This window comes from Flavobacterium piscisymbiosum (genome assembly GCF_020905295.1).
GTDB lineage: Bacteria > Bacteroidota > Bacteroidia > Flavobacteriales > Flavobacteriaceae > Flavobacterium > Flavobacterium piscisymbiosum.
In genome coordinates this window covers 188,381-210,180 of record NZ_JAJJMM010000001.1, presented here as the reverse complement: position 1 = coordinate 210,180, position 21,800 = coordinate 188,381, and the positions used below count along the sequence as shown (strand labels likewise).

Here is a 21,800-nt window from a genome sequence, read left to right as displayed (position 1 = left end):
TCACATAATCAAAGAGTTGAAGTTGTATAACTTAATTTTGATACAATTTAGAACAATCAATTTCAGATCTTTTGCATCATAAAAGAGTAGTTTTGAGGTGAAACAAATTTAGTTTTTTAACCACAAAAAAAGGCTCAAAATGGTACATGAAAGAGTGATGGAGAAGTTGTCGATTTTGGCTGATGCGGCGAAATATGATGTTTCATGTTCGTCAAGTCAAAGCAATCGAAAAAATAAGGATAACGGATTAGGAAATGCAAAAGGATATGGTATTTGTCATTCGTATACCGAAGATGGCCGTTGTGTTTCGTTGCTGAAAATTTTACTGACCAACCATTGCATTTTTGACTGCGCGTATTGCGTAAGCCGAAAAAGTAACGATGTAAAACGCGCTGCTTTTACAGTGCAGGAAGTGGTCGATCTTACGATTGGTTTTTACAGAAGAAATTACATAGAAGGTTTGTTTTTGAGTTCCGGCATCTTTGATAATCCGGACTATACGATGGAACGTTTGGTGAGGATTGCCAAGAAATTACGATTAGAAGAAAATTTTAATGGCTATATACATCTTAAAGCCATTCCGGGAGCCAGCGATGAATTACTGCAACAAGCCGGAATGTACGCGGATCGTTTGAGCGTAAATGTCGAAATGCCAACAGAAAAAAGCCTGAAATTATTGGCGCCCGATAAAAATCATATCGATGTGATCAAACCAATGGAATATCTGAAAAATGAAATTGTTGGTCACAAAGAAGAGAAAAAACTCAATTACAAAGCGCCAATTTTTGCTCCGGCAGGACAAAGCACGCAAATGGTGATTGGTGCAACCCAGGAAAATGATATGGAAATTCTGGGAATGGCCAATTATTTTTATGATCAAATGAACATGCGACGCGTGTATTATTCCGGATATGTACCCATAAGTTATGATACCAGACTTCCTGCAATAGGAACTCCGGTTCCTGTGATTCGCGAAAACCGTTTGTATCAGGCCGATTGGTTAATTCGTTTGTACGGATTTAATGTAAATGAAATCGTGGGTTTTGATCAGCCTAATCTGGATCTTGATATCGACCCAAAATTAGGTTGGGCGTTGCGTAATATGAATCAGTTTCCGGTTGATGTAAATACTGCCGATCTCGAACTGATTAAACGTATTCCGGGTATTGGTTTTTTGAGTGCAAAAAAAATTGTTGCAGCAAGAAAATTTAAAAAACTAGTTCCTCAGGATTTACAGAAATTAGGAATCGCCTACACGCGCGCCAAATATTTTCTGGCATTTGCAACGCCTTTTCAATTACAAAAAGATTTAACTTCTATTCAAATCAAGGATCATATTCTAAATACTCAAAAGAGTAAATACAAGAATGACTTTTCGAATCAACTTGCTTTATTTTAGTTAATTAAATGCAATGGGCTTAATTTTTAACCCATAGAAACATAGCTTTTTTTATTTAAACAGGTGTTTCACTTGATTAGAATGCATCCCGAAGCTTCGGGACTATGTGAAAGAAATGTATTTCTTTTTTGTATCCTTTTTTGCATATAAAATCTATGTTTCTATTTGTTTAATATCGAGCAACCGAATAGACGAAGTAATCACAATTACGGAATAAAATTAGAATGACACAGGTAATTTACGATGGAACTTATGAAGGCTGGGTTACAGCCGTATTCGAAATTTATGAATATAAATTGCAGGATATTGTTTTTGCCAAAAACGAAGCTTCTGCCGATTTGCTTTTTTCTACCAATCATACAGTGATTACAGATGAGGTAAAAGTAAAGCGCGTTTTAAGCGGATTACAAAAACGCCTTTCGAAAAATGGATTTCAGGGTTTGTATAATGCCTTTTTATCAGAAACCAATAAGATTGAAGAAATCATGTTTCGATATGTAGCGTATGTACTCTCAAGTACTGTAAATGTTGAAGACGATTTTAGTAATAATGATGTTTTAGAACTGCGAAAAGCCATTAGACTAACCGGAAAAGAATCACATCGAATGGAGGCATTCGTCAGGTTTCAATTAACAAAAGACCAATTGTATTATGCAATCGTCGAACCGGATTGCAATGTTTTGCCCCTTATAGAAAATCATTTTAAAAGCCGTTACGCTGATCAGCGCTGGTTAATTTATGATTCCAAACGTAAATATGGTATTTATTATGATCTTAAAAATGTTTCGACTGTAGCATTACAATTTAATACTGAATCTAATTCCTCTAAGTTTTTAGCTGAAATAGGCGATGAAGGCGAAGAACTTTTTCAGGATTTATGGCGCAATTATTTCAAGAGTGTTAATATTGAATCCCGAAAAAATACAAAACTTCATTTGCAGCACATGCCAAAACGATACTGGAAAAACCTGACGGAGAAAATTCCGGATATCAAGGGTCGCATTTAGTAGTGTAAAACTTTAATAAATGTCTTTTAGAGGTAACGCAATTTTTCTTCTTCAATATCTAAATAATGCATTTGGCGTCTAATAATGGTTTCATCCAGCGTTTGATCTTCTTTATTTTTAGCGATCAGCCATTGTCTTTGCTTGTTTAATAAATCAAGATAAATTACTTTAAGTTCCTGGCCTATTGCTTCATCATCAATGCCGTTACTGTATTGTTCCCATTTGTGAATAAGATGTTGTAACGAAGTATTGTTTTCGATCTGATCGCTATAATTGGTTTTAAGATAATTTAAAGCAAATTCAGCCAATTCGTGACGCAGGTTATTATGAACTTCTTCTTTTGGTAACGGATCATAAACATCTGTAAGATTAATTTTTTTAATGAAATAAGGTAATGTTAATCCCTGAATGACCAGCGTTAAAAGAATAACGATAAAAGTGATAAACAAAATAAGATTTCGCTGCGGAAAACCGTTTCCATTATCCAAATAGACAGGTATAGACAAGGCAGCGGCTAATGATACCACACCTCTCATTCCCGTCCAACCCAATATAAATGGAGTTTTGTAACCCGGATTTCTGCTATCGGCAACGGTAATAAAATTACGCGCAATGAGTGTCACGACAACAGCGCCATAAGAGGATATAATTCTACTGATGATTAAAACAAATGTTATCAGAACGCCATAACCAATTGCCGACGAAATGCTAACAGCTTCGACTTTAAGTCCGTTTGTAATTTGCGGCAGATCTAAGCCAATAAGCATAAACACAAAACCATTAAGGATAAAAGTAAGACTCTGCCAAACATTTATGCCCTGCAAACGAGATCTGCTGCTCAAAAATCGGTGTCGGTTATTAGACAATAGCAATCCGCCACACACTACGGCCAATACACCTGAACTGTGCACCTCTTCGGCAGCGAGGTAAATAATATAGGGTGTAGCTAATGATAAAACGATATCTACATTGGCATCTGTGGGCAAATATTTGTGCGCCTTCATAAAAATCCATCCAATTAATAGACCAATTCCAACTCCGCCAAAAATCATCCAGCTAAAACTTACTGCGGCTTTATAAAATATAAATTGCTCTGTCGCGACGGCAATCATTGCAAATCTGAAAATAATTAAGGAAGAAGCATCATTTAGTAAACTTTCGCCTTCTAAAATCGATGAAATAGTTTTGGGCACTTTTACAAATTTCAAAATAGCACCGGCACTTACCGCATCAGGAGGAGATACAATTCCGCCCAGGACAAAACCCAATGCTAATGAAAATCCCGGTATAATATAATTAGCAACTAATGCTACAGATAGGGCCGAGAGAAAAACAACGACAAAGGCAAAACTGGTAATAATGCGTCGCCAACGCCACATTTCTTTCCATGAAACTGTCCATGCCGCTTCGTACAACAATGGCGGCAGAAATATAAAGAAGATAAGATCAGGTTCGATTTGTATTAAAGGTACTTTTGGAATAAAACTGATAGCCAATCCAGCCAATACTAATAATATTGGATAAGCTACTTTTATTTTATTAGCTAACATTATCAGTAATATAATGATAATTAACAGACCTAAATAAAAAGGGAAATTCTCGAGCATTCTTTTGGTTTATGGATTTTAGTTTAAACTTCTGTATTCAATTGGGGTATAACCCGTGTTCTTTTTAAACATTCGATTAAAATGCTGCGGATATTTAAAACCCAGTTCAAATGCGATTTGACTAACCGATTTATCAGTATCAAAAATTCGTTCTTTCGCTAAGGTAATTAATTTTAACTGAATGTGTTCCTGAGCAGATTTGCCTGTTTCTTTTTTAATTAAATCTCCAAAATAATTAGCAGAAAGATGCAAACGATCTGCAAAATAGCCAACAGAAGGCAATCCTGAATCTTTTGCAATTTCAGATAAAAAATATTCGTTTAACAAATTTTCAAATTTCGATAAAACATCAGTATTGATATTTTCTCTGGTGATAAATTGCCTGTCATAAAAACGCACACAATAATTGAGCAACAACTCAATATTATTAGTGATGATGCTTTTGCTGTGTTTATCGATCGACTGGCTTAATTCGTATTCTAATTTACTAAATAAATCTTTTATTATTTGCTGTTCTTTCAAAGATAAATGCAGTGCTTCGTGTGAGTCGTAAGAAAAGAAAGAATATTGACTTATGTTTTTTGCCAGTGAAGTTCCTTTTATCAGATCAGGATGAAAAAGTAATGTTAAGCCCGTAGATTTATAATTATCAGTATTATTAACCTCGAGTACTTGTCCCGGTGCTACAAAAACCATTGTACCATCATCATAATCGTAATTGTTACGCCCGTATTTTAATTCACCGCAATTTCCGGCTTTTAAAAATATAGCATAAAAATTAAAATGTATTCGGGTATGATTAGGGAGTGCTTTACTATTAGAATTATCAAAAACACTTATTAAAGGATGCTGTGTTTCAACATCTTTCAATTGATTGTATTGTGTAACTTTTTCGAGTTTAATAATAGGATCCATGATGCGTCTGTGAAATTATACACACAAATATACTACTCAGATTTTTAATAACTTAGCGTGATTATGCAAATCAGTAAAAATGGTTATAATAGCAGTAATCTGTATTATAGGTAACTGAGATTATTGGAGGAAATTTGTAGTATTAAAAATGTTACTAAACATATCAGATCACTATTTTAAAATAAAATTATGGAAAAGAGAATATTAGGAACTCAGGGTTTAGAAGTTTCTGCACTGGGATTGGGTTGTATGGGATTAAGTTTTGCTTATGGTGCCCAAATAGAGAAACAACATGCTATAAAAATAATTAGAGAAGCCTACGAACAGGGAATTACCTTTTTTGATACTGCCGAAGCGTATGGTATTGCCAACGAAGAATTGGTAGGGGAAGCTTTAAGCCCATTTAGAAAAGAAGTGGTTATTGCTACTAAATTTGGTTTTAAAGACGGGCAGGCGTTTAACGGACAAGATAGCCGACCTGAAAATATCAGGGCTGTGGCCGAAGAATCTTTAAGACGCATGAAAACGGATGTTATTGATTTATTTTATCAACATAGGGTAGATCAAAATGTACCAATTGAAGATGTTGCCGGAACGGTGAAAGATCTTATTCAGGAAGGAAAAGTAAAATATTTTGGAATGTCTGAAGCAGGTGTAACCTCTATTCGAAAAGCGCATGCGGTTCAGCCCATATCTGCTTTACAAAGTGAATATTCGATTTGGTGGAGAGAACCTGAAGTAGAAATTTTGCCAACCCTCGAAGAATTAGGAATTGGTTTTGTGCCCTTTAGTCCTTTAGGAAGAGGGTTTCTAACGGGAGCAATTACAGAAAGCACCAGTTTTGAAGCGACGGATTTTAGAAATACCTTACCTCGTTTTAGTGAAGAAAACAGAAAAGCCAATCAAAAATTAGTTGATTTATTATCTGCCATTGCTTCTCAAAAACAAGCAACTCCTGCACAAATTGCATTAGGCTGGTTATTGGCGCAAAAAACGTGGATTGCACCAATTCCGGGAACGACAAAATCACACCGATTAACAGAAAATATTGGTGGGGCTTCGATTAAATTATCTGTAGAAGATATTAAAAACATTGATGATGCTTTTGCTCAAACCACGATACAAGGAGATCGATATCCTGCACAATTGCAAAAATCGGTAGACAAATAAAAAAGTAAAAAACTTGGTATAATTTTTTTAACACATAGAAACATAGATTTTGTAAAGTTATAAAGGCGTTTTACTAGCATTAATTAATCCCGATAGCTATCGGGACTATGTGTGAAGAAACTAGTTTCTTTTTGTATCTTCTTTTACATTTCTGTAACCTATGTTTCTATGTGTTAAATTGATTTTATTCTTAAAAAGACAAACCCCTTAAATAAATACTATTTAAGGGGTTTGTTTTTTAGTAACGTTTAAAATCTGTTAGTTCCAAATTCCGTTCATTTCGGTCAAAATAATAGGTTTACCGTTCGTAACCACAATCGTATGTTCGTGTTGTGCCATATGTCCGCCTTTATTGCCTACCATTGTCCAACCGTCATTAAGTTCTACAGCAAGAGAAGATGAGGTTGAGATAAAAGTTTCAATCGCTACAACCGAATCCTTTTTGAAACGTCTTTGATCAAATCGGTTTTTATAGTTTAATAATTCATCCGGTTGCTCGTGTAAGCTTCTTCCAATACCGTGTCCGCCCAGATTTTTGATTACTTTGTAACCTCTTTTTTTAGCTTCAGTTTCGATAAGATATCCTATTTCAGAAATCTTTACTCCGCCTTTTATATTATCTATTGCTTTTTGTAAAATATCTTTTGATGCATCAACCAGTTTCTGGTGTCCGTTTACATCTTCGCCAATCACAAACGAACCTCCGTTATCTGACCAAAAACCATCCAGTTCTGCCGAAACATCAATGTTGATTAAATCACCTTCGTTAAGAATTCTTTTATCTGACGGAATACCGTGACAAAATTCATTATTTACACTAATGCAAGTCCATCCCGGAAAACCATACGTTAAATACGGTGCCGATTTTGCCCCTAATTCGTTCAGGATTTTTCCGCCATAATCGTCTAATTCCTTTGTTGTCATTCCTGCTTTGGCAAAGTTTCTCATTTCTTTCAAAGTATAAGCTACAGCTTCACTTGCCTTTTGCATTCCTATTAATTCTGACTCTTGTTTTATTGACATGATTTTGTTTTTTCTGATTTTTTAATTTTCGTTTAATCCTAACAGATGTTCTTAAAGATTTCTTTTATTGTTTTAAGATTTTCCGTTGAGGTGCCACGAATAATAATTTTATTTTTCTTGTCTTTAATTAATTTTGTAAACAAATTATCCTCGGTGTTAATATCAACAATTGTTCCTCCATATTTTAAAGTTGTTTCAGCAATTGCCATTGGTAAATTTGTTGCGCCGGAAGTACCAACAATAAAAAGAATACCTGAATTTTTAGCAATCTTCAAAGAACTAAATCTTTTGTTTGTTTTCTCATCATAACGCTCATCAAACCATAAAATATTTGGTCTCATCCAGCTGCCGCATTCTTTGCATTTTAGTAGTTCAATATCGGTTGCGGTTAAATCTTCATCGATATCTTTTCCTTTTATTTCATCAGGAAGATGTACTATTTCTTTACAGCTATTAGAACATTTAATCTCTCTGTTGTTGCCATGAATTTCGTAAATTCTCTTTGTTCCCGAGCGTCTGTGTAAATTGTCTATATTTTGAGTTATTAAATGAAATTTGTCTTCCAACAGATTTTCAATTTCCACTATTTCGCGATGACTTTCGTTGGGTTTAGCGCTTTCAAACATTTTTTTTCTAAAAAGAGAATACTGCCAAACCTCTTCCGGGTGTTCTTTAAAATATTTATAAGTTCCAAATTCCTCCGGTTTATGAAATTGTGTTCCTTTTATCCATATTCCGTCTATTCCTCTGTAAGTAGGTATTCCGCTATCAGCAGAAATTCCGGCACCAGTTAGAAAGGTGAACAAATTTCTGTTGTTTTTATCATAAACCTTCTTTATTATTTCATAAAGTTGTTCTTCCATACTTTGATTTTTATTCTATAAAAGAACTAAGTTTTGTCTTTAAGAATTTGAAATGAATTTATTAATACAAAATTAATTATTTTCTACCAGTTCTATGTCCATCGTTTTGATCAATCCGTCCTGAAAAGTGTAAACATGTTTTACCAATCCGTCAAAGATTAAACCGCCTTGTAAATCTTGTACGTTTTGATGCACCTTAACTTCCAGGCTTCCGTTTTCTCTTTCATCAAAACCAATAGGTTCCACTTTTGGATTTATTTCTGTCCATTGTCTGGTCCAGTATTCCTTGATTTCATTGTGCCCGCTTATGTAGCCGCCTTCCCAGGCTTTAGACCATTGCACATCTTTTTGCATTGTCGATAAGGCGTTGTCAATGTTTCTTTCGTTAAAAGCAGAATATGCCTTTTTGATTGTATCTTCAAATTGATTTGCCATTGCTGTGTTTTTTGAAAGAGTTAAAAAGAACTTTTTGTTTTTGCTAATATAAAAATAATTCAATAATAATTTGAACGAATGTGTAAGAGGCAGCATATAAAGTAAAAATCCAGTTGTAGCAGATATAGTATTTTTAGGATTATTCTTTATCACAAAAAAAAGCCTGAAAAATATAAATCTTTCAGGCTTTCTATTGGTAAAAAACAGTTGAATGTATTATATCAACGGTTGATCATTAACTTTTTTCCGTTTTACAGAAATTAGTTTACTGCTATTGCATCATTAGCATATACAATACCTTCGTAACAAGCATTATAAATGTCTTTTAAATCTTCTAAAGTTGTTACTCGAGGATTAAAACCTGTACATGGATCAATTAATGCATTGTTTGCTATGTAATCCAGGTTTTTGTCCCAGTCTTCTTTTGAAATTCCAAACTCTTTAAGCGAAGAAATGTTGTTTACTTTTTTTCTTAATCCTTCAATTGCCTGTGCCAATTCTTCGGCAGTTTGTAAACCAATCACTTTTGCCAATGAAGGAAATTTATCCGTAGCTACACCATTATAACGAATAACATTAGGAAGGAAAATTGCATTTGCGCATCCGTGAGGAATACCGTATAGCGCTCCAACCTGATGAGATAATGAGTGAACAATTCCTAACCATGCGTTGTTAAAAGCCAGACCTCCCATAAAAGAAGCATCGTGCATGTTTTGACGTGCTGTAATATTCGAAGGATTTTTTACCGCTTCTTCCAGATTATCAAAAACAATTTCTAATCCGCCTTTTGCCAGTACATCAGCAAAATTGTCGTCAATATTAGAAACATACGCTTCAACACAATGTGTCAATGCATCCAGTCCTGTATTTGATGTAACATGCGCAGGCATCGAAGCACAAATTTCTCCATCAATTATGGCAACATCCGGAGTTAATTCATAAGATACAATTGGATATTTAACTCCTTTTTCGCGATCAGTAATTACAGCTAAACCAGTTGTTTCAGTTCCGGTTCCGCTAGTAGAAGGAATTGCAATAAATTTAGCTTTGTTTCTAAGTACAGGTACACTAAAAGGTTTTATAAGAGAATCAAATTCAACTTCAGGATGTTCGTAAAAAATCCACATCGTTTTGGCAGCATCAATAGCAGAACATCCGCCAATACCTACGATCCAGTCTGGTTGAAATTCAAGCATCGCTTTTGCACCTTTAAAACTTGTTGCAGATGACGGATCTTCTTCAACACCATCAAAAATCATAGTTTCAATTCCTGCTTCGTTCAAAAAAGCTATCGCTTTATCCAGCGTTCCGCTTTTTTTCATAGAACTTCCGCCAGTTACCACAAAAGCTTTTTTACCTTTTATATTTTTCAATTCCTCAAGGCTTCCCGGACCATGGAAAACTTCTCCTGCAATAAATAATTTGCTCATTTTTATAGTATTTAATTATTGAGGCAAAGTTAAATACACAGGCAGGGGCGGGTGTTATACAAACAAGACTATGCGGTATAAATTTGCGCCAATTCCTGTTGAAGTTCAGTAGGAGTTTCTTTGAGCTTGGCGCGCACAAATTTATTAAGTGCCGAAGGAGAGCTAAATCCCAAATCGAATGCAATCTCTTTATGAGAAAGATCAGAAAAGAGTAATTGTCTCTTAATTTCTGTCAGGATACGGTTATGAATCGCATTTATAGCCGTTTCACCACAATGTTTTTTTGTTATTGCATTGAGTTTTTTGGGAGTAATCAGAAGTTTTGATGCATAGTATTGCACGGTTCTTTCTGTTTTATATTGCTCATTCAAAAGCTTTTTAAAATCGATATAAGTATGTTGATTTGTTTTTTGATGCAACACAGGATGCTGACCGTGAATTGATTCTATAATTCCCAACAAAAATATTTTGATATAAAAACGAGCCTGTTCTTTTTTTACAAGACTGGGATTGTTATAAATATTTTGAATTTTTTTTACCAGTGTCATGGCGAGTTCAAACTCATGACCGGAAAGCGCTGTGCAATTTAGATTTACAGAAAGGTTGACATTGTAAGAGCTTAATTCATTTTTTAATATATCAGAACAAAACAATACTTCTTCAAATAAAATAATTTTGCCTGTAATGTCAGCAGTTGCATTTGATACGAAATAAATTTGATCAGGAAAAATGGTCGAAATTTTGCCGGCTTTTAAGAAATGTATTTTCTCCTCTATTTGTAAATTTATTTTACCAGTTTCTAAAATGATAATACAAAAGTGATCGTTTTTGTGTGGTTCAAGATAATATTTAATAGTAGACTCATCTAATTCAAACACACGGAATGACAAATTTTTGTCTTCAGGCTTTTGAATATTTTTCTTGATCTCTAACCTTTTTAAATTCATTAATACTATAATGTTTAACAGCTGTTAGCTAAATTGCTATTATTTTTCCTCTTCTAAACCATCAACGGCAGAAATCTGATCCAGGATATTGGTTTGGTTGGGCGAAATATAGTTTTTTACTTCAGAAGGAGTTTCTTTCTTAAAAAGAATGTCTAATGCATTGTAAAGTTTCAATAAAACATCCCTGTCTTCTTTTTCAATTTCTAAAGCAGTATTAAAATTAAAAACATAATTATTCGAATTGCGTACTTCTACTTTTATCGTTTTTGATGTGATTTTAAATTTAACTATATCCATATTGTTAGCGCATTAATTATTTTACAAAAATGGGACTTTAACCCCAATTAGCATTATTATTTTTTATGTTTTTTTATGTGTAAAGAAAAGTTTTTGATAATAAGGATTTGAAAGAGTTTATTTTTGATCTTAACGTGATAGATTACACTTTTGATATAAAACCTTATCTTTTATATGAAGAACAATTTAGGACTAAAATTGACTTTAGTATTTTATTCATTCTGAGTTTTATTTCTTAATCTAGGTTAACAGAGAAACAGTGAGAGCTGAGGTAAATTTGTAAAAGAAAATCAAAACAACTTAATACATAAAATATCATGGAAAATAAAATTTTAGGCTTACACCATATTACTGCCATTGCAGGCGACGCTAAACGTAATTTCGATTTTTATTCAAAAATACTCGGATTAAGATTTATCAAAAAAACAGTGAATTTTGATGACCCGGGAACATATCATTTTTACTTTGGCGATGAATTGGGAAGCGCAGGAACTATCTTAACCTTTTTTCCTTGGGGAGAAGGAATTCAACAAGGACGAAAAGGATCCGGAATGGCGACAGAAATTGGTTATTCTGTTCCTAAAGGAAGTCTTGATTTCTGGCAGAAACGTTTTGAACAATATAATGTAATCTACAATAAACCGGCAGAAAAATTCGGCGAAAAATATCTTACTTTCCTTGATCCGGACGGGTTAAAATTAGAGTTAATCGAATCTAAAACAGGAGACAACAGAAAAGGTTGGGAAACAGATGAAGTAAAAGCTGACGTAGCAACAAAAGGTTTTCATAATATTACGCTGACTTTAAATGACATTCAACCAACTGCAGCAATCTTAACAGAAATATTTGGTTACAAATTGATTGATCAGGATGTAAACCGTTATCGTTATGCAACAGATGCAGTAGAAAATGCCGCAATTGTTGACTTGGTAGAATTAGCTGATGAAAAACGTGGTTTAAATGCAAATGGAACTGTTCACCATGTGGCTTTCCGTGTAAAAAATGACGAAATTTTAATGCACTTCCGTGGAAAAATCGAAGCTTACGGATTGTCAATTACACCACAAATAGACAGACAATATTTCCATTCGCTATATTTTAGAGAGCCAGGTGGAGTTTTGTTTGAAATTGCCACTGATAATCCAGGATTTACAGTTGATGAAAGCTTAGAAGAATTAGGTCAGAACTTAAAACTTCCCGCACAATACGAATCTCAAAGAGCAAGTATTGAAAATCATTTGGTTAAAATTAATTAAGCTAAAAATTTGTAAATTAGATTCTTAAGAAAAAATATATGGAAACAATAAAACTGGAATTAGACGAGAAAAAGCATGGAGCCTTTAATCTTTATGTTGATGATAAAAAGCTGGGCGAAATGACAGTAAGCATTAAGCCTGATTTGCTGACGGTTTACCACACTGGTGTTGAACCTGAAGGAGAAGGAAAGGGATATGCAAAGAAACTTTTAGACGAAATGACGTCGTACGTAAGTGCCAATAATTTGATGGTCTTGCCGCTTTGTCCGTATGTGCATGCACAATTCAAAAAACATCCGGATGAATATCAGGATATCTGGAAAAAATAAACTTAGAACTTATGAATATAGAGACTATAACAGACGGTGTGCCTTTAAATGATGCTAAAAAGGCGCTTATCATGATTCACGGACGTGGTGCAAGCGCTCATGATATTCTTTCGATTTCAAAACATCTCAAGGTCGATGATTTTGCCTTGGTTGCCCCTCAGGCAGAAAATAGAACCTGGTATCCTTATTCTTTTTTAGCACCTATTAATGAAAATGAGCCTTCATTTTCAAAATCATTAGAAGCTATTCATAACGTTGTTGTTGCAATTCAGCAAAACGGAATTGAAAAAGAGAATATCTATTTTCTTGGATTTTCTCAGGGAGCTTGTCTGGCTTTAGAATTTACTGCCAGAAATGCGGCTAAATACGGAGGTGTTGTAGCATTTACCGGCGGACTTATTGGCGATAAGGTTTATGAAAATCATTACGAAGGAAACTTCGAAAACACACCAATTTTCATCGGTACCAGCGATCCCGATTTTCACGTACCTGTTGAAAGAGTAAATGAATCAGAAGCGCTTTTAAAAAAAATGGGAGCAAATGTTACTAAAAAAATCTATGAAAATATGGGACATACCATAAGTCAGGACGAAATAGATTTGGTAAATGAACTTATTTTTGGAAAGTAATATGATTTTAAGATGGAATTGATGTAAGAAACAAACCCTTAATCAGTTGATGAGTAAGAGTTTGTTTTTTGTAGCTAAGGCTGGACATGAATCTATCACCTCAGGTTTATGAAAATTGAAATTTCATTCTTTTTTTTGTAATCAATTTTTTTTATAGGTAGTTGTGTTTTTGCTGTAGATTGGTTTTCTGCTGTTTTTAGCTGTTTTCGTCACTCCTTGTTTTACAAGTTTAAATTATTCTTTTATTAATTCAATTTGAGTATCAAATATTAGTTTCATTAATGTACTTTCTATTTATTAAAATTGTTAATAAGCATCAAGAATTGCATCGTCGATTTCTTTCAAAATTTCAGATTTCTGTGTGAATTTATAACTTCTTTCAATTAGTTTACCAATTAAAGTATGAACGGTGGTTTGAATATTCCGCAAATCGTCTATTTCAAAATCTGTCTCTACGGCGTGATGAACATATGCGCTTCTAACTTCATACATTTTTTTTATAAGCTTAATTAGATTTAGTCTTTCTTCTCTCTCAATGTAGACAATTTTTGAGCAATATTTTGTAAGACTTTCTAGGATATTTGCATGAGAGTTTGGGACTAATAGTGATTCCATGATAGTGAATAGTTCTACAATTCTTTGATTTAGGTTTGTAGTTGTTAAGGCTTTTGCCAGTCTTCTTATTGCATTGATTAAGAGGTTTTGTAACTCTGTTTTTTCGTCACCCAAATGCGTAAGAAAGTTATTGAAAAACCCAAGATTTCTAAGAGATAATCTTCTTAGATAATCTTCAGTTAATTGATGGTAGTTTGGAATTCTATGATTAATAATGTTTAGGTCATTTTGTTTATTTATATTACTAACAATAGTTTCCGCCGTAAATGATTCTGATAATCTAGAATCTATATCAAAACTAATTTTAGTTTTTGGGTCGTGAATAGTATCGCTACAGATTTTAATTATATCAATTGATAAACTACACTCTTTAAGAGCTAACTCAATTGCTTTATCTTTTTCGGCTTTAATTATACAAGATGCAAAAATTTTCCTTCTAAATTTTTCGTTGAATGATTTTACGGTTTCTAAATTTTGACGAGATTTGTCTTCAACGAAGAGATTTGGTTCAAGTTTTGAAATCTCAACTTTTCCAATTTTTATAGGTTTAAAAATTTCTAGATGTTCGACAGAAAAATAAATTTTATATTCTTTTATTTCCGCTTCAATTTTATCAATAATATAGTCAGAGAAATTCCCTTCGCTTCTTTTCTCGGTATGTGATTTAATAAGGTAATCGAATGAAATGTCAAATATGAATTTCCTACTTACAAAAGGATTGATTTCTGAAGATTTATGAATAGTATCTACAAGTTTTTCGTAACGTTTAAAGATGTCATTTTTTAGTTCACGACAATGTTTGTCATTGGAATGTTTGATTGAGATAATTTCAGTGCCGAGCATTTCATAAGATATTGATGCACCAACAAATTTATCAGATAAATCCAATATGTTCTCATCTTTATCAAATGGTACAAATTCTACTTTATTTATTGTTGGAACTTCGGAGATTTCTACTAGAGATATAATCTCAAAGATTTCTTTATCTAAATAGTCTTTTTTTCTGTCTGGAATATTCATGATTATATTTTGTTAACTAGAATAATGATTCTATTCATTTAATTTTACAAAGAATGATACCGTTTCATGTTTGTCATTAATTCCTATTCTCATATTATTGCTTTCATAGAATTTAGTATCCTTATTAGTATATGCATAAGTAAAATCTACCTTCTTTAGCATTATTTCTTTCATAGACAAGTAAAAATCTGGCACAGGGTGGTAAACAATACTAAAAAGCTCATCATTATTGAAAATACTTATTTTTTGTAAACCATAATTATCTGCTTTGTAATATGAATATTGCGTCATATTTGATTCGCTCCTTTTCTTATTGAACTTAAAGCCAACTTTTATTAAATCTTTTTCAATTTCAATTTGATTTTGAATTTCAAGATAATGTAAAACTTTAGTAACAGTTACTGATTGAGCTTTTATTCCAGTTGATAAACTGAAAAATAATATTGTGATTGCAATTAAATAGTTTTTTCCCATCTTATAGTTTTTAGATAATGGTTTTTATGACATGATATTCATATTATTATAAAGCTATTTTGAAATTATAGTGATTCAGTATTTGAAGAATCCACCAAAAGCTAAAACTTATGAGTAGAACAGTTTTAATTTGATTCTCACTAAGTCTTTTCTTTAACAATCTGGTAATTAAATATGCAAGGATAAAGAATACTAGACCTCCAACAATTGAACCAAAACTATTAGTAATGACGTTGTAAGTTGATGATTTATTTTTATATAGTGTAACAGGAAAAATTAAGCTAATAACAAAAGAGGATAATAAAACTTTGAACCACCAATTTTTATTGTTTTTGATATGATTACTAATGTCCATAAATTGTATTTTAATCGCAATTTATTAATTTATTCGTTGTTAAATCTTTATTATTCGACTTTGTCTAATATTTTCTTAATCTTAACGATTGTATTGTTTGATAAATTGGTAATAGATGCGAGTTTTCTAATTGAATAATTTTTGTCTTTGATTAATTCTAAATGTGATTGATTGTATTGTGACAAGAATTGTTGAGGTCTTTCAATAGTGTTCAATTGTCTGCCTTTGTAAGTTCCTTTAGCTTTCGCAATTAAAATACCTTCTTTCTGTCTTTCTAATAAAGAAGTTCTTTCCATTTCTGCAACGTTGCTTAAAACATCACTAATCATTTTGAATATGGAATTAGGTTTGTTTCAATGATTTAATATATGCAAATGTTTTCTACATGTACATTTAAGAGTGTATAATAGGCGTTTTCGAAACAAAACTCCAATAAAAAACCCCTAAACATTTGATGTTTAGGGGTTTGTTTTTTGTAGCGAGGACGGGAGTTGAACCCGTGACCTCAGGGTTATGAATCCTGCGCTCTAACCAACTGAGCTACCTCGCCAAGATTGCAAGTGAACCGTGTTCCTCATTGCGGGTGCAAAGATAGAAATATTATTAAAGCTTCCAAGAATAAAATGAAGAAAAAATAAATTTTTTAAAAATGTCTTGTTTTTGAACATATATTCTTATATTTCGAAAAAATTAAAAGTAGCACATGGATCCAAAAATACGTTACGAAATCGAGTTTCCTATAAATTCTTCGCCGCAATTATTATATCAATATATATCAACACCGTCAGGTTTGTCAGAATGGTTTGCAGACAATGTAAACTCACGAGGCGAATTTTTCACTTTTATCTGGAATGACTCGCAGGAAAAAGCGCGTTTGGCTTCTAAAAAAACGGGAGAAAAAGTAAAATTCAAATGGGTTGACGAAAGCAGTAAGGATACGGAATACTTTTTTGAATTGCATATCTTAGTCGATGAACTGACTAAAGATGTATCATTAATGGTAGTCGATTTTGCAGAAAAAGAAGAGGTAGGAGAAGCTAAACAATTGTGGGAGAATCAGATCTCAGACCTGAAACATCTTATAGGATCTGTTTAGTAAAATTCTATTTTATACCTTATATTTGCCCTGAACAAAATTCAGGGTTTTTTTATGATCAATTTTAACGGAAACATAGTAGCACAAGACGACAATATATTAACTCAAAATCGTGCTTTTTTGTATGGAGATGGTGTTTTTGAAACACTAAAAATAGTCAATAATAAAATCTTGTTTCTTGAAGATCATTATTTTAGATTAATGGCTTCGATGCGTGTGGTTCGAATGGAGATTCCCATGAATTTTACAATGGAATATTTTGAAGAACAGGTTTTAAGTCTTGTCAATCAAAAAAAAATATCTTCTTCGGCAAGAGCCAGAATTACTGTCTTTAGAAATGATGGAGGTTTGTATTTGCCAAAAACCAATGAAGTTTCGTTTTTAATTCACGCAACTGCGCTTGAAAGCACTTCTTATGTGCTAAATGTTGGAGAATATGAAGTCGATTTGTATAAAGACTTCTATGTAACTAAACAGTTATTATCGTCGATTAAAACGACTAATAAGATGATAAATGTTACCGGAAGCATTTTTGCTCATGAAAATGGTCTGGCTAACTGTCTTTTAGTTAATGATACTAAAAATGTTGTCGAAGCATTACAAGGTAATCTGTTTATGGTTGTGGGTAAAAAAATGATCACGCCGCCAATTTCTGAAGGTTGTTTAAACGGTATTATGCGTAAACAAATATTAGTTTTGGCTAAAAAAGTAGAAGGCATAGAAGTAGTAGAAGAAATAATTTCACCATTTGATCTTCAAAAAGCTGATGAATTATTTCTGACAAATGTAATCACGGGGATACAACCGATAACTAAGTATCGAAAAAAGGAGTTTACAAGTAATCTGGCTCATTTATTAGTGCAAAAACTGAATGAATCTATATCTGAAAATTAATTCAGATACGGATTTTCAGGTGCATTCGACCAAATAAGATAATCGCCTCCGAGCTCAATAATTTGCTCTTTCCAAAAATGAGTGGTCGACTTTCCGATAATTTTATTTTTATAACTATTATCAGTGATGATCCAGGAGTTGCCTTGCATTTCATTCTCAAGCTGATTTTCGTCCCAACCAGTATAACCTAAGAAAAAGCGAATATTGTTTTTGCCAATAGATCCGTCGTTTATTAAGTCTTTTGTCGATTCGAAATCACCTCCCCAATAAATCCCATTTGAAATCTCAACACTATTTGGAATCAATTCTGGGATATTGTGAATAAAATACAGGTTGTCCTGTTCAACAGGGCCGCCGTTATATATTTTGAAACTGGCGTCAATTTCAGGAATTAAATCATTAATAGTATACTTTAACGGTTTATTAATGATAAAACCTATTGATCCTTCTTTGTTATGGTCTGCTAATAAAATTACCGATCTATTAAAAGATAAATCTCCAATTATAGAAGGTTCAGCAATAAGCAGGTGTCCTTTTTTTAATTTTTCTGAAATCATACGGCTACAATTTTTATTAAATTTAATCATAAAATTTTTAAAATCCCAAATAAAATCGTTAAACCGCACAAAAAAACCCTCCATGAGGAGGGTTTTGATTATATTATAAGTTTAGAGAACTTTCTTACTTAGTTCACTGCACCTTCTAATTCAGCTCCGGCTTTGAATTTTACAACATTTTTAGCAGCGATTTGAATAGTTTTTCCTGTTTGAGGATTTCTTCCGTCTCTAGCAGCTCTGGCAGATACTGACCAAGATCCAAAACCTACTAAAGAAACTCTACCACCTTTTTTCAAAGTAGCTCCTACGTTTCCTAAAAATGACTCTAAAGCTAATTTTGCCGCAGCTTTTGTGATTCCTGCATCAGCAGCGATAGCATCGATTAATTCTGATTTGTTCATAATAATTAGTTATTAATTGTTGGTTAAAAAAAATTGTTAATACACAAATTTAGTAGGAAATCCGTTCCTTGCAAGTGTTTTCTTTAATTTTAGCAAAAATTGTTGATAACTTGCTTTTTTTGTTCATAACGCTAGTTGCTTTTCGCTCAAAATCAGGTAAAAACCCCTGTTTTACTGACCTTAATAGACCTTTGCACTATCGGTAAAAGTGATACCATTTAATAATTCTGCTACTTGCATTCTTTTTTTGCCGGGTAATTGCAGGCTCAAAAGCTGAATAAAGCCTTCTTTGATCGCAATTTTGATTTCTTTTTTACTGCTAATCAAGCTTCCAACTTCATAAGAATGACTTTCTGAAACCAGTTTTGCTTCGTATATTTTGATGCTTAACTCTTCATCTTTATCTTTCAAAAAGCACCAGGAAGCAGGATACGGACTTAAACCTCGAATTAAATTATTGATTTCGTCTCCGGATTTCGTCCAGTCGATCTTACAATTTTCCTTGTTTAGTTTATAGGCTGTTTTAATTTCGGCATCGTCTTCCTGAATTGTAGTGGTTACATTTCCGTTTTCAATAATTTTCAAAGTATCAATAACAGTTTCGCTTCCTAGTAACATCAATCGATCGTGCAATTGTCCGGCATTTTCTTCCGGTTCAATGGCGATTTCTGAATTCAGGATCATTGCTCCGGTATCTATTTTGTCATCAATAAAGAATGTGGTAACTCCGGTTTTGGTTTCTCCATTAATAATTGCCCAATTAATTGGTGCTGCACCGCGATAATTTGGTAATAAAGAAGCGTGAAGGTTAAAAGTTCCTAAGCTAGGCATTTCCCAAACTACTTTTGGCAACATTCTGAAAGCAACAACTATTTGCAAATTAGCATTGAGTGCTTTTAATTCGGTTAGAAAACTTTCGTCTTTTAAATTTGTTGGCTGTAATAAAGTAAGGTTGTTTGCTAAAGCATACTCTTTTACTGCCGAATATTTTATTTTTTGTCCGCGTCCTGCCGGTTTATCCGCAGCTGTAATAACGCCAACAACATCATAATTCTTTTTGATAATGGTATTCAGAATGCCTACGGCAAATTCCGGGGTTCCCATAAATATAATTCTCAATTTTTCCATTATAATTTTAAAGTGTATTTATTATTTGCCTGAATAGTAATGTAATTGTTTTCAAGTAATTCCTGAAGTGCCAAAATTACATCATTTGTATCCAATTTTATTTTGGTTTCAATCTCTCTCGAAGTCAAAGCTGCCGTTTTTAATAAGTGTAAAATTTTATCTGCGATAGAATCGGCTTCGGTAATTTTTCCTTTTTGAGTAATACAATAGGAGCAGACTCCACAATTTTCTGTGGTTTCTTCTCCAAAATAATCCAAAATCAGTCGGTTTTTACAGGTTTTATAGTTCTTTATATAATGTAGAACAGATAAAAGCTGGTCTTTTTTAAGCTGATTTTGTTTTTCGAGATACTTTGCAACTCTGTTTATGGTAAGATTATCTTCGCGAACTTCATTAAATAATATAGTAGCGTCGTTATTTTTAGATTTATATTCAATGATTTCTTTCTCTTTTAGTTTTTCTAAAGCAGCAGAAACCTGTGCTTCAGTATGATTTGATTTTTTTGCAATTAGCGAAATATTAAAAGGAGTTTTCATTTCGTAAATTCCCGGATACGTTCTCAGGATTGCCAGAATAATTTCTTCGTCATTAGAATTAAGACTCATATATCGAATCACTTCTTTCGATTCAATCAAAAACTGCATCGTAATTTTTTCAGAGAATTCCTGAGACATAGTAATAATTCCCTGCTGATTTAAAAACTGCAAAGCATTATAGGTTTTAAGGGTAGGGAAGTCGTACTTCTGGCAAAAATGATTGAGTTTAAATGAAAACGAATCGTCTAAACCTTCGCCATAGGCAATCTGAAAATAATTGCAAAGCTTTACATACATCGTATTCAAAAACTTTTTATCCGGCAAAATGCTTAAAAATTGCTGTTCTGACTGAATGCTGTCTGAAGAATTTGTCAATACCACAGAGAAAGCTTTCTCGCCATTTCGGCCCGCTCTTCCGGATTCCTGATAATAGTTTTCTATATTTTCAGGAAGCTGTGTATGAATAACCGTTTTTACATTGTCTTTGTCGATTCCCATTCCAAACGCATTAGTGGCTACAATGACCTGCGCTTGTTCAGACATCCACAATTGCATGTTTTTATCTTTTTCTTTTGATGAAAGTCCACCGTGATAATAGGTCGCTTTGAATCCTAAAGATTGTAATTGCGTCGACATATTCAGACACGATTTTCTATTTCGTACATATATAATAGAAGGCTGTGGATTTTTCTTTAAAATTTGTTCCGTGCGATACAATTTGTCTTCAACTTCAAAAACCATGTAGGCAATATTTTTTCTTTCAAAAGATTGCTGAAAAAGTAGTGGGGCTTTCAATCCCAATTCGGTTTTAATATCTTCAATAACTCTTGGAGTTGCTGTAGCTGTCAAAGCTAAAAACGGAATCTTAGGAAAATGTTTTTTTAGTTCTGAAATCTTCAAATAAGCCGGACGAAAATCATGTCCCCATTGCGAAACACAATGCGCTTCGTCAATAGCGATTAAATTTATAGGAAGATTTTTTATGCGTTCCAAAATCCAGTCAGATTGAAGTCGTTCCGGAGAAAGGTATAAGAATTTGTAATTTCCGTATTGGCAATTGTCCAGAAGATCAATAATTTCTTCTGTGTGAATTCCGCCTGTAAGCGCAATTGCTTTAATCTCTCGCTTTTGCAAATTGGCCACCTGATCTTTCATCAAAGCGATCAAAGGCGAAACGACCAGGCAAATACCCGGCTTCATCATGGCTGGAACCTGAAAACAAATCGATTTTCCGCCGCCGGTTGGGAGTAGTGCAAAAGTATCCTGACCATCCAAAACCGAGTCAATAATCTCCTTTTGCAACGGTCTAAAACTGTCGTGTTTCCAGTATTTTAAAAGAATTTCTTGCGCTTCAGGCATTGGTCTTGTTTTAAAGTTAAAAAATTTAGAAATTAGTTTCTAGTTTTGCAACTTTAAA

Annotated in this window: 23 protein-coding genes and 1 tRNA gene; 8 read left to right on the top strand and 16 right to left on the bottom strand. The window is 33.2% G+C overall.

The genetic code is table 11. The features are described from left to right. Positions 1–139 precede the first annotated feature (139 nt). Both LNP81_RS01065 and LNP81_RS01060 read left to right on the top strand, forming a co-directional pair. Positions 140–1,399, top strand: a complete 1,260-nt coding sequence (locus tag LNP81_RS01065; protein ID WP_230032791.1) for a putative DNA modification/repair radical SAM protein — start codon at positions 140–142, stop codon at positions 1,397–1,399. 224 nt (positions 1,400–1,623) lie between these two features. Further along, positions 1,624–2,406 (top strand): TIGR03915 family putative DNA repair protein, encoded by a 783-nt coding sequence (locus LNP81_RS01060; protein WP_230032790.1) that lies wholly within the window; start codon positions 1,624–1,626, stop codon positions 2,404–2,406. Positions 2,407–2,432: 26 nt separating this feature from the next. Here LNP81_RS01060 and LNP81_RS01055 read toward each other — a convergent pair whose 3' ends face one another. Beyond that, complete coding sequence (locus LNP81_RS01055; protein WP_230032789.1) at positions 2,433–4,013, bottom strand: Na+/H+ antiporter; 1,581 nt, start codon at positions 4,011–4,013, stop codon at positions 2,433–2,435. An 18-nt stretch (positions 4,014–4,031) separates the two neighbouring features. Then, the gene (locus LNP81_RS01050) at positions 4,032–4,928 is read right to left on the bottom strand and encodes a helix-turn-helix domain-containing protein (RefSeq protein ID WP_230032788.1); all 897 of its coding nucleotides are present in this window, start codon (positions 4,926–4,928) and stop codon (positions 4,032–4,034) included. Between the two features lie 189 nt (positions 4,929–5,117). Between LNP81_RS01050 and LNP81_RS01045 the strand changes: the two genes are divergently transcribed. Next, the gene (locus LNP81_RS01045) at positions 5,118–6,098 is read left to right on the top strand and encodes an aldo/keto reductase (protein WP_230032787.1); all 981 of its coding nucleotides are present in this window, start codon (positions 5,118–5,120) and stop codon (positions 6,096–6,098) included. A gap of 258 nt (positions 6,099–6,356) precedes the next feature. On the opposite strand, the gene map is transcribed toward LNP81_RS01045, so the two are convergent. From map to LNP81_RS01015, 6 genes are all read right to left on the bottom strand, one after another. After that, complete coding sequence (gene map, locus LNP81_RS01040) at positions 6,357–7,121, bottom strand: type I methionyl aminopeptidase (protein WP_230032786.1); 765 nt, start codon at positions 7,119–7,121, stop codon at positions 6,357–6,359. Between the two features lie 38 nt (positions 7,122–7,159). Further along, on the bottom strand, positions 7,160–7,984 hold the full coding sequence (locus tag LNP81_RS01035; protein ID WP_230032780.1) for an SIR2 family NAD-dependent protein deacylase: 825 nt from the start codon (positions 7,982–7,984) through the stop codon (positions 7,160–7,162). Positions 7,985–8,056: 72 nt separating this feature from the next. Beyond that, positions 8,057–8,419 carry a nuclear transport factor 2 family protein gene (locus LNP81_RS01030; protein WP_230032778.1) on the bottom strand — a complete coding sequence of 121 codons (363 nt, stop codon included), beginning with the start codon at positions 8,417–8,419 and terminating at the stop codon, positions 8,057–8,059. 260 nt (positions 8,420–8,679) lie between these two features. Beyond that, positions 8,680–9,849, bottom strand: a complete 1,170-nt coding sequence (locus tag LNP81_RS01025; RefSeq protein ID WP_230032776.1) for an iron-containing alcohol dehydrogenase — start codon at positions 9,847–9,849, stop codon at positions 8,680–8,682. Between the two features lie 68 nt (positions 9,850–9,917). Next, positions 9,918–10,796 (bottom strand): AraC family transcriptional regulator, encoded by an 879-nt coding sequence (locus tag LNP81_RS01020; protein WP_230032774.1) that lies wholly within the window; start codon positions 10,794–10,796, stop codon positions 9,918–9,920. A 39-nt stretch (positions 10,797–10,835) separates the two neighbouring features. Further along, positions 10,836–11,093 (bottom strand): hypothetical protein, encoded by a 258-nt coding sequence (locus tag LNP81_RS01015; protein WP_056195817.1) that lies wholly within the window; start codon positions 11,091–11,093, stop codon positions 10,836–10,838. A 317-nt stretch (positions 11,094–11,410) separates the two neighbouring features. Here LNP81_RS01015 and LNP81_RS01010 point away from each other — a divergent pair, with 317 nt between their 5' ends. Genes LNP81_RS01010 through LNP81_RS01000 form a run of 3 tightly spaced genes read left to right on the top strand, consistent with a single transcriptional unit; the run spans position 11,411 to position 13,307 of the window. Beyond that, on the top strand, positions 11,411–12,349 hold the full coding sequence (locus tag LNP81_RS01010) for a ring-cleaving dioxygenase (RefSeq protein WP_230032772.1): 939 nt from the start codon (positions 11,411–11,413) through the stop codon (positions 12,347–12,349). Positions 12,350–12,387: 38 nt separating this feature from the next. After that, positions 12,388–12,678, top strand: coding sequence for a GNAT family N-acetyltransferase (locus LNP81_RS01005; RefSeq protein WP_230032771.1), 291 nt, complete (start codon positions 12,388–12,390; stop codon positions 12,676–12,678). An 11-nt stretch (positions 12,679–12,689) separates the two neighbouring features. Continuing rightward, positions 12,690–13,307 carry an alpha/beta hydrolase gene (locus LNP81_RS01000; protein WP_230032769.1) on the top strand — a complete coding sequence of 206 codons (618 nt, stop codon included), beginning with the start codon at positions 12,690–12,692 and terminating at the stop codon, positions 13,305–13,307. A gap of 306 nt (positions 13,308–13,613) precedes the next feature. Here LNP81_RS01000 and LNP81_RS00995 read toward each other — a convergent pair whose 3' ends face one another. The 4 genes from LNP81_RS00995 to LNP81_RS00980 all read right to left on the bottom strand — a co-directional run bounded on the left by LNP81_RS00995 (position 13,614) and on the right by LNP81_RS00980 (position 16,321). Further along, a complete protein-coding gene (locus tag LNP81_RS00995) occupies positions 13,614–14,942 on the bottom strand; it encodes a HEPN domain-containing protein (protein ID WP_230032765.1) in 1,329 nt (442 codons plus the stop codon). A gap of 30 nt (positions 14,943–14,972) precedes the next feature. After that, positions 14,973–15,416: a hypothetical protein gene (locus LNP81_RS00990; RefSeq protein ID WP_230032763.1), complete on the bottom strand. Its 444-nt coding sequence runs from the start codon at positions 15,414–15,416 to the stop codon at positions 14,973–14,975. Between the two features lie 405 nt (positions 15,417–15,821). Then, complete coding sequence (locus LNP81_RS00985) at positions 15,822–16,100, bottom strand: serine integrase family protein (RefSeq protein WP_230032761.1); 279 nt, start codon at positions 16,098–16,100, stop codon at positions 15,822–15,824. A 147-nt stretch (positions 16,101–16,247) separates the two neighbouring features. Continuing rightward, positions 16,248–16,321, bottom strand: a tRNA-Met gene (locus LNP81_RS00980). A 153-nt stretch (positions 16,322–16,474) separates the two neighbouring features. Here LNP81_RS00980 and LNP81_RS00975 point away from each other — a divergent pair. Together LNP81_RS00975 and LNP81_RS00970 are read left to right on the top strand one after the other, a co-directional pair. Further along, entirely contained in the window at positions 16,475–16,867 is a 393-nt protein-coding gene (locus tag LNP81_RS00975) for an START-like domain-containing protein (protein WP_026984135.1), read from the top strand. Positions 16,868–16,921: 54 nt separating this feature from the next. Then, positions 16,922–17,761: an aminotransferase class IV gene (locus tag LNP81_RS00970; protein WP_230032760.1), complete on the top strand. Its 840-nt coding sequence runs from the start codon at positions 16,922–16,924 to the stop codon at positions 17,759–17,761. On the opposite strand, the gene LNP81_RS00965 is transcribed toward LNP81_RS00970, so the two are convergent. The 4 genes from LNP81_RS00965 to LNP81_RS00950 form a co-directional block, all read right to left on the bottom strand. Further along, the gene (locus tag LNP81_RS00965; protein WP_230032757.1) at positions 17,758–18,318 is read right to left on the bottom strand and encodes a YqgE/AlgH family protein; all 561 of its coding nucleotides are present in this window, start codon (positions 18,316–18,318) and stop codon (positions 17,758–17,760) included. The two genes, LNP81_RS00970 and LNP81_RS00965, sit on opposite strands and share 4 nt — an antisense overlap. 128 nt (positions 18,319–18,446) lie before the next feature. Then, positions 18,447–18,719, bottom strand: a complete 273-nt coding sequence (locus LNP81_RS00960; protein ID WP_017498096.1) for an HU family DNA-binding protein — start codon at positions 18,717–18,719, stop codon at positions 18,447–18,449. Between the two features lie 180 nt (positions 18,720–18,899). Next, positions 18,900–19,847, bottom strand: coding sequence for a methionyl-tRNA formyltransferase (gene fmt / locus LNP81_RS00955; protein WP_230032756.1), 948 nt, complete (start codon positions 19,845–19,847; stop codon positions 18,900–18,902). Further along, positions 19,847–21,742 carry a RecQ family ATP-dependent DNA helicase gene (locus LNP81_RS00950; RefSeq protein ID WP_230032755.1) on the bottom strand — a complete coding sequence of 632 codons (1,896 nt, stop codon included), beginning with the start codon at positions 21,740–21,742 and terminating at the stop codon, positions 19,847–19,849. The genes fmt and LNP81_RS00950 overlap by 1 nt, the downstream gene beginning before the upstream one ends. Positions 21,743–21,800 lie beyond the last annotated feature (58 nt).

What these genes read in the sequence shown, in the direction of transcription:
- LNP81_RS00960 (WP_017498096.1), bottom strand. Translation starts at nt 18,719, where the DNA reads ATGAACAAATCAGAATTAATCGATGCTATCGCTGCTGATGCAGGAATC.
- LNP81_RS01005 (WP_230032771.1), top strand. Translation starts at nt 12,388, where the DNA reads ATGGAAACAATAAAACTGGAATTAGACGAGAAAAAGCATGGAGCCTTT.
- LNP81_RS00965 (WP_230032757.1), bottom strand. Translation starts at nt 18,318, where the DNA reads ATGATTTCAGAAAAATTAAAAAAAGGACACCTGCTTATTGCTGAACCT.
- LNP81_RS00995 (WP_230032765.1), bottom strand. Translation starts at nt 14,942, where the DNA reads ATGAATATTCCAGACAGAAAAAAAGACTATTTAGATAAAGAAATCTTT.
- LNP81_RS00975 (WP_026984135.1), top strand. Translation starts at nt 16,475, where the DNA reads ATGGATCCAAAAATACGTTACGAAATCGAGTTTCCTATAAATTCTTCG.
- fmt (WP_230032756.1), bottom strand. Translation starts at nt 19,847, where the DNA reads ATGGAAAAATTGAGAATTATATTTATGGGAACCCCGGAATTTGCCGTA.
- LNP81_RS01055 (WP_230032789.1), bottom strand. Translation starts at nt 4,013, where the DNA reads ATGCTCGAGAATTTCCCTTTTTATTTAGGTCTGTTAATTATCATTATA.
- LNP81_RS01045 (WP_230032787.1), top strand. Translation starts at nt 5,118, where the DNA reads ATGGAAAAGAGAATATTAGGAACTCAGGGTTTAGAAGTTTCTGCACTG.
- LNP81_RS00950 (WP_230032755.1), bottom strand. Translation starts at nt 21,742, where the DNA reads ATGCCTGAAGCGCAAGAAATTCTTTTAAAATACTGGAAACACGACAGT.
- LNP81_RS01020 (WP_230032774.1), bottom strand. Translation starts at nt 10,796, where the DNA reads ATGAATTTAAAAAGGTTAGAGATCAAGAAAAATATTCAAAAGCCTGAA.
- LNP81_RS01000 (WP_230032769.1), top strand. Translation starts at nt 12,690, where the DNA reads ATGAATATAGAGACTATAACAGACGGTGTGCCTTTAAATGATGCTAAA.
- LNP81_RS01025 (WP_230032776.1), bottom strand. Translation starts at nt 9,849, where the DNA reads ATGAGCAAATTATTTATTGCAGGAGAAGTTTTCCATGGTCCGGGAAGC.
- LNP81_RS01060 (WP_230032790.1), top strand. Translation starts at nt 1,624, where the DNA reads ATGACACAGGTAATTTACGATGGAACTTATGAAGGCTGGGTTACAGCC.
- LNP81_RS01015 (WP_056195817.1), bottom strand. Translation starts at nt 11,093, where the DNA reads ATGGATATAGTTAAATTTAAAATCACATCAAAAACGATAAAAGTAGAA.
- LNP81_RS01035 (WP_230032780.1), bottom strand. Translation starts at nt 7,984, where the DNA reads ATGGAAGAACAACTTTATGAAATAATAAAGAAGGTTTATGATAAAAAC.
- map (WP_230032786.1), bottom strand. Translation starts at nt 7,121, where the DNA reads ATGTCAATAAAACAAGAGTCAGAATTAATAGGAATGCAAAAGGCAAGT.
- LNP81_RS01050 (WP_230032788.1), bottom strand. Translation starts at nt 4,928, where the DNA reads ATGGATCCTATTATTAAACTCGAAAAAGTTACACAATACAATCAATTG.
- LNP81_RS01030 (WP_230032778.1), bottom strand. Translation starts at nt 8,419, where the DNA reads ATGGCAAATCAATTTGAAGATACAATCAAAAAGGCATATTCTGCTTTT.
- LNP81_RS00970 (WP_230032760.1), top strand. Translation starts at nt 16,922, where the DNA reads ATGATCAATTTTAACGGAAACATAGTAGCACAAGACGACAATATATTA.
- LNP81_RS01065 (WP_230032791.1), top strand. Translation starts at nt 140, where the DNA reads ATGGTACATGAAAGAGTGATGGAGAAGTTGTCGATTTTGGCTGATGCG.
- LNP81_RS00985 (WP_230032761.1), bottom strand. Translation starts at nt 16,100, where the DNA reads ATGATTAGTGATGTTTTAAGCAACGTTGCAGAAATGGAAAGAACTTCT.
- LNP81_RS00990 (WP_230032763.1), bottom strand. Translation starts at nt 15,416, where the DNA reads ATGGGAAAAAACTATTTAATTGCAATCACAATATTATTTTTCAGTTTA.
- LNP81_RS01010 (WP_230032772.1), top strand. Translation starts at nt 11,411, where the DNA reads ATGGAAAATAAAATTTTAGGCTTACACCATATTACTGCCATTGCAGGC.